The following is a 6,256-nucleotide window of genomic DNA, read 5'->3' on the forward strand; positions in this document are numbered from 1 at the left end:
CCGTGGCGCGTGTTTTCTCGGGCGCGGACAATCCGGCCGGGATACGGAACCATATGATCATCATTATCAAGAAAATTCAGGTGAATGGACGATGAGGCCAGGACAGCAGAACAAGCGCGGCCGTGGGCGGAATAACAACAACGGAAACAACAACAATAACAACCGCAAGGGATCCAATCCCTTGACACGGACCTACGACAGCTCCGGCCCGGATGTGAAAATTCGCGGTACCGCCCAGCATATTGCCGAAAAATATGCAGCGCTTGCCCGCGACGCCCAGAGCTCCGGCGATCGCGTCATGGCAGAAAACTACCTGCAGCATGCCGAGCACTACAACCGCATCATTGCGGCGGCACAGGCGCAGATGCAGGACCGCTTCCAGCGCGAAGAGCGACAGGACTATCAGGATCGCGATCTCGACCGCGACCAGGACGATCTGGATCAGGTCTATTCCGAGCCGGCACCGGCGGTTACTACCGCTGCCGCGCCGACAGTCAGCGAGCCGCAACCCGTCATCGACGGCTCCGGCCCGCAGCCGGTGATCGAAGGCACGCCCGCCGAAGTCGCGATGGAGGAGGAAACGTCGGTATCGCCTGGCCGTTCGGGCCCGCGGCGCCGCAGCGCAAGCCGGCCGCGTCGCCAGCCGCGCCGCAATGCTGGGGACGAGTCCGCGGCTGAAGGGCAGCCTGCCGGTGACGCTCCGGCCCTGGCGGAATAGACGCCAAACCTCGAAAATTCTCTACCTGGAAGCCCGGCCGCCCAACGGCCGGGCTTCGTGCATCAGATGTTCGGTCCGACCCCGAATCCGGTAGCGCAATCGGCATGAGCTTGGTCGCCTTCCCTCATGAAAGTTTCGCGTAACGCCGCTCTCCTTCGCCCTTTAATTTCCGAAAATATCGCCCCATATTCGCTTCGAAGGCTGGTTCCCGCGCTATGCGAGGACGAGCACAATGACAGGCTTGCCGAACGCGGGAGCCTGATCCTGAAACGCCGGCCAGTGCCACAGGGATGGGCTAGCCGGGCTATGGAGGCAAGAGATGAATATCGAGAAATATTCCGAGCGCGTCCGCGGTTTCCTGCAATCCGCCCAGACCTATGCGTTGGCCGAAGGGCACCAGCAATTCACGCCGGAGCACGTTCTCAAAGTATTGCTCGACGACGAGCAAGGCATGGCGGCTTCGCTCATCGAGCGCGCCGGCGGTGATGCGCGCGAGGCACGGGCGGGCACGGCCGCGGCGCTGGCGAAGCTTCCGAAAGTGACCGGCGGCAGCGGTTCCGTCTACCTGTCGCAGCCGCTCGCCAAGGTTTTCACCGCCGCGGAAGAGGCGGCCAAAAAGGCCGGCGACAGCTTCGTGACGGTCGAGCGGCTGCTTCTGGCGCTGGCCATGGAAAGCTCGGCCGCGACGGCTTCGATCCTCACGAAAGCGGGCGTCACGCCGACGAAACTCAACCAGGTCATCAACGACATCCGCAAGGGCCGGACCGCTGACAGCGCCAATGCCGAGCAGGGTTTCGATTCGTTGAAGAAATACGCGCGCGACCTCACGGAGGAAGCGAGGGACGGCAAACTCGATCCGGTGATCGGCCGCGACGACGAAATCCGCCGCACGATCCAGGTGCTGTCGCGCCGCACCAAGAACAACCCGGTGCTGATCGGCGAGCCGGGCGTCGGCAAGACGGCGATCGCCGAGGGCCTGGCGCTGAGGATCGTCAATGGCGACGTGCCGGAAAGCCTCAAGGACAAGCGTCTGATGGCGCTCGACATGGGTGCGCTGATCGCCGGTGCAAAGTACCGCGGCGAGTTCGAAGAGCGGCTGAAGGCCGTGCTCAACGAAGTGCGCTCCGAAGAGGGCGAGATCATCCTCTTTATCGACGAGATGCATACGCTGGTCGGCGCCGGCAAAGCAGACGGTGCAATGGACGCCTCAAATCTCCTTAAGCCCGCGCTGGCGCGCGGCGAGCTTCACTGCGTCGGTGCGACGACGCTCGACGAGTACCGCAAGCATGTCGAAAAGGATGCGGCGCTTGCCCGCCGGTTCCAGCCGGTGTTCGTCGAGGAGCCGACCGTCGAGGACACGATCTCGATCCTGCGCGGCCTCAAGGAAAAATACGAGCAGCACCACAAGGTGCGGATTTCCGATTCCGCGCTGGTGGCGGCTGCCACTCTTTCCAACCGCTACATCACCGACCGTTTCCTGCCGGACAAGGCAATCGACCTCATGGACGAGGCGGCGTCGCGGCTCAGGATGCAGGTCGACTCCAAGCCGGAGGAGCTCGACGAGCTCGACCGGCGTATCATCCAGCTGAAGATCGAGCGCGAAGCCCTGAAGAAGGAGACCGATGCCTCCTCGAAGGACCGTCTCGATAAGCTGGAGCTCGATCTTGCCGCGCTCGAAGAGCAGGCGGCAACGCTGACAGCTCGCTGGCAGGCGGAGAAGCAGAAGCTCGGTCTGGCCGCCGACCTCAAGAAGCAGCTCGACGAGGCGCGCAACGAGCTCCAGATCGTCCAGCGCAAAGGCGAATTCCAGCGAGCGGGCGAGCTTGCCTATGGCGTCATTCCGAAACTCGAGAAGGAGCTTGCCGAGGCGGAGAGCCGGGATGGTTCGGGCGCCAACGCGATGGTGCAGGAGGTCGTCACTCCCGACAATATCGCCCATGTCGTCTCGCGCTGGACCGGCATACCGGTCGACAAGATGCTCGAAGGCGAGCGCGAAAAGCTGCTGAGGATGGAAGACGAACTGGCCAAATGGGTCGTCGGCCAGGGCGATGCCGTTCAGGCCGTGTCCCGCGCCGTCCGCCGCGCCCGCGCCGGCCTTCAGGACCCGAACCGGCCGATCGGCTCGTTCATTTTCCTCGGGCCCACCGGCGTCGGCAAGACGGAGCTTACCAAGGCGCTTGCCCGCTTCCTCTTCGACGACGAGACGGCGCTGATGCGGATCGACATGTCGGAATACATGGAGAAGCATTCGGTCGCCCGGTTGATCGGCGCACCGCCCGGCTATGTCGGCTATGAGGAGGGTGGTGCGCTCACCGAATCCGTCCGCCGCCGGCCCTATCAGGTCGTGCTGTTCGACGAGATCGAGAAGGCGCACCCGGATGTCTTCAACGTGCTGTTGCAGGTGCTCGATGACGGACGCCTCACGGACGGTCAGGGCCGCACCGTCGACTTCAAGAACACGATGATCATCATGACCTCGAATCTCGGCGCCGAATACCTGACCGGGCTTGGCGAGAACGAGGACAGCGATGCGGTCCGCGATCAGGTCATGGAGGTGGTCAGAGCCGCCTTCCGTCCGGAATTCCTGAATAGGGTGGACGAGATCATTCTGTTCCATCGGCTGCGCCGCTCGGAAATGGGCGCGATCGTCGATATCCAGCTCGAACGGCTGCGCAAGCTGCTTGGCGAGCGGAAAATCACGCTTGAACTCGAGGACGAGGCGCGGGCTTTTCTTGCCGACAAGGGATACGACCCGGCTTACGGCGCGCGGCCCTTGAAGCGGGCGATCCAGAAATATCTCCAGGACCCGCTGGCGGAGAAAATGCTGCAGGGCGAGTTCCCGGATGGATCGGCGATCAAGATCGTTGCCGGCTCCGACCGGCTGAACTTCAAGCGTGGCACGGCCGCCGCAAAGGAAGCCGCGTAGTCATCGTACGAAATGCGAAAGGCCGCCGTCAAAAACGGCGCCCTTTCGTGTCTCTCGCCCTAATGCATGTCGCCCAAAAGTGTGCAGCGGTTTTGGGACAGCGACATGCATAAAAACAAAGATTTAAAGCGCGTCCCGTGAACCGTTTGAACGCGACGCGCTTTACAGCGCCGCGCGTCTTATCAGACGCGCAAAGGTCGCTGTAGCACTTTGAATTGCTGCATGTCTTTGTCCTTAATCGAGGGCGATTCAAAGAGACATGCAGTAGGTGAAGCTATTGGCTTGCGACCTCGCTGGGATCGTCCTTGCCGAGGAGTTCATCGATGCGCTCGCGCTCCTTCTCGAACTTTGCAAGCACCTCCCCGGACAGCGATTTGCCACCCGGCAGGCGGATGCGCAGTGGGTCAACCTTGTTGCCGTTGACGATCAGTTCGTAGTGGAGGTGCGGGCCGGTCGACAGACCGGTCGTCCCGACCCAGCCGATCACCTGGCCCTGCACCACCTTTGCTCCCGGCTTGACGCTCTTGGCGATGGCGCTCTGGTGGTTATAGGACGAGACATAGCCATTGGCGTGGCGGATCAGCGTCTGATTGCCGTAGCCGCCGGAATCCCAGCCAGCTTTTTCGACGACGCCGTTGCCGGCGGCGATGATCGGGGTGCCGCGCGGCGCCGACCAGTCGACGCCCGTATGCATGCGCGAGAAACCGAGGATCGGGTGGCGGCGCATGCCGAAGCCGGAACGGAAGTGGCCGTTCGGAACCGGATTGCGCAGCAGGAACTGGCGAATGCTCTTGCCGGCCTCGTCGAAGTAATCGATCGAATTGTCGTCCGGGTCCTGGAAGCGGTAGAACCGCGTCTCGGCATCGCCGAACTTGGCATCGACGTAGAGAAGTTCGGATTCCTCCGTCGCCTGCCCGCTTTCATCGGTGACCGAGAAGAAGGCTTCCAGCGAATCCGTCGGCTTGAGTTGCGCCTGGAAATCGACATTGCTCGCCAGCAGCTTCACCACCAGGGAAATCATCTCGGCGTTCATGCCGTAGGAGAGGGCAGCCCGATAAATTCCGTCATAGACGCGCGGCAGATCGTGACCGCTGGTGACGACCGGCGCCCCCGTGTCGTCGAAGGCGGTGGCGACGGCATCGAGTTTAGGAGGCTCGGCTCCGGGCACGAAACGGCCGCGATCGTCGACCGCCATCGTCAGCACGTGCCTGTTGCGCGAATAGATCGTCGCCCGGACGATTCTTGCTTCCTCGCCTTTCTGGATGATGCCGATGCGCAGCACGTCACCTGGGCCAAGTTCCTTGGCGCCAAGCGACGCCTCGATATAGCCGGCTGCGTCCTCGGCCTGTGCCTTGGCGTAGCCCGCGTTCACCAACACGGTGGCGATCGGCGTGGCACGGCGGACGGGGATGATGTCGTCGGCATATTCCGTGCTCTGTTCGGTAATGTTCTCGTAGGCCGAGACGCTCATGTTTTCCTCGACGACCCGAGCCGAGAGGCCCTGGATCAGGTCGAGGTTGTCGGCGTCGGAAGCAAAACGCTGCGGGTCGACATAGAAGAGGGACGCGACCTGGGTGTTGCCCTCGGTCAGTACGGAGCCGTTGGTGCGGACATTTTCCTCCACTTCGTCGAGGGACATCGACGGCGCGAAGGTAAAGCCGGATCCGCTCAGCGGAAAATTGACGGTCTTCAGCGCAACTTCGGATTCGACGTCGGAGCCGTAGATGGTGCCGGTCTTTGCCGGAGGCGGCTCGGCCTCCGCCTCGTCCGTGGAAAAGATCGCCAGCGGATCGAAGGCGGGATAGTCCTCAGATGCCTGGTGGTTGGCGGCAAGCGCCATCTTGACGTGGACGAAAGGCCGGCGACGAACCACTTCCTTCTCGCCGTCATGGATCATCGTCGAGACTTCCATGACCGTCTTGTCCGCCGGCTTGGCGACGATGTTGGGCGAAAGAATTCGGTTGCCGCGTTTGGCGGCACTGATCGGCGCTGCGCCGGGCGCGGCCGGATCGAGCGCGGCGAAGGCTTCGGCCGGGATCGCCAATTGCTGCCGGCCGTCGAGCGCGGCAAAAAGCGCCACCCCCATCAGAAGGCTCGAGGTGATGCCGGTTAGGAACGTGCCCGACAGCCAGCGCATGGAGATCTCGCGCCGGTCCGGCGCGCGGCGTCCATCCGCAAGGATCGGCGGTTGGTCGCCGAGCGACCGCAGCATCTTCCTGTCGCTGTTCATGCCAAACTGGAGGTCCCCGATTGCTCTTGCCGTATTTTTAACGTCGATACGTTGCGCGAAAGATGTGCATGTTCCGTATGCCGAAGTCAAATCGCCGGCCGGGAAGGGCCCGGCACTGCGCCGTGAAACGTCATTTCCGCTTAGATCGGTCGATTGTGAAGAAGTGAGGGCGGAGTTGGTTATCCACAGGGGGCCAATCGGCCCGGGAAAAGGAATCTGCAAGCCGCAAAGCCTTGCGGTCTTGGGCTTTGTCAAAAAACTGTCACTTTTTTTGAAAATGGTTGTTGACGTGTCGGGGAGGGCGGGTCTATAAGCCCGATCACTGACGAGGGCGGCGGCGCTGCTGGCGACGACGACCTTCGCTCTAGAGTTTCCTTACGGA

The 6,256-nt window shown here is 62.4% G+C and carries 3 protein-coding genes; 2 read left to right on the forward strand and 1 reads right to left on the reverse strand.

Annotated elements, in window-relative coordinates; translation table 11 throughout:
• The first annotated feature begins 91 nt into the window (after positions 1-91).
• Both AU381_RS01705 and clpB read left to right on the forward strand, forming a co-directional pair.
• Positions 92-718 (forward strand): DUF4167 domain-containing protein, encoded by a 627-nt coding sequence (locus tag AU381_RS01705; protein WP_064240093.1) that lies wholly within the window; start codon positions 92-94, stop codon positions 716-718.
• A gap of 319 nt (positions 719-1,037) precedes the next feature.
• Entirely contained in the window at positions 1,038-3,644 is a 2,607-nt protein-coding gene (gene clpB, locus AU381_RS01710; RefSeq protein WP_064240094.1) for an ATP-dependent chaperone ClpB, read from the forward strand.
• Between the two features lie 274 nt (positions 3,645-3,918).
• Here the strand turns inward: clpB and AU381_RS01715 are convergent, their stop codons facing one another.
• Positions 3,919-5,874 (reverse strand): M23 family metallopeptidase, encoded by a 1,956-nt coding sequence (locus tag AU381_RS01715; RefSeq protein ID WP_064240095.1) that lies wholly within the window; start codon positions 5,872-5,874, stop codon positions 3,919-3,921.
• Positions 5,875-6,256 lie beyond the last annotated feature (382 nt).

Source organism: Sinorhizobium glycinis (genome assembly GCF_001651865.1).
GTDB classification, from domain to species: Bacteria; Pseudomonadota; Alphaproteobacteria; order Rhizobiales; family Rhizobiaceae; genus Sinorhizobium; species Sinorhizobium glycinis.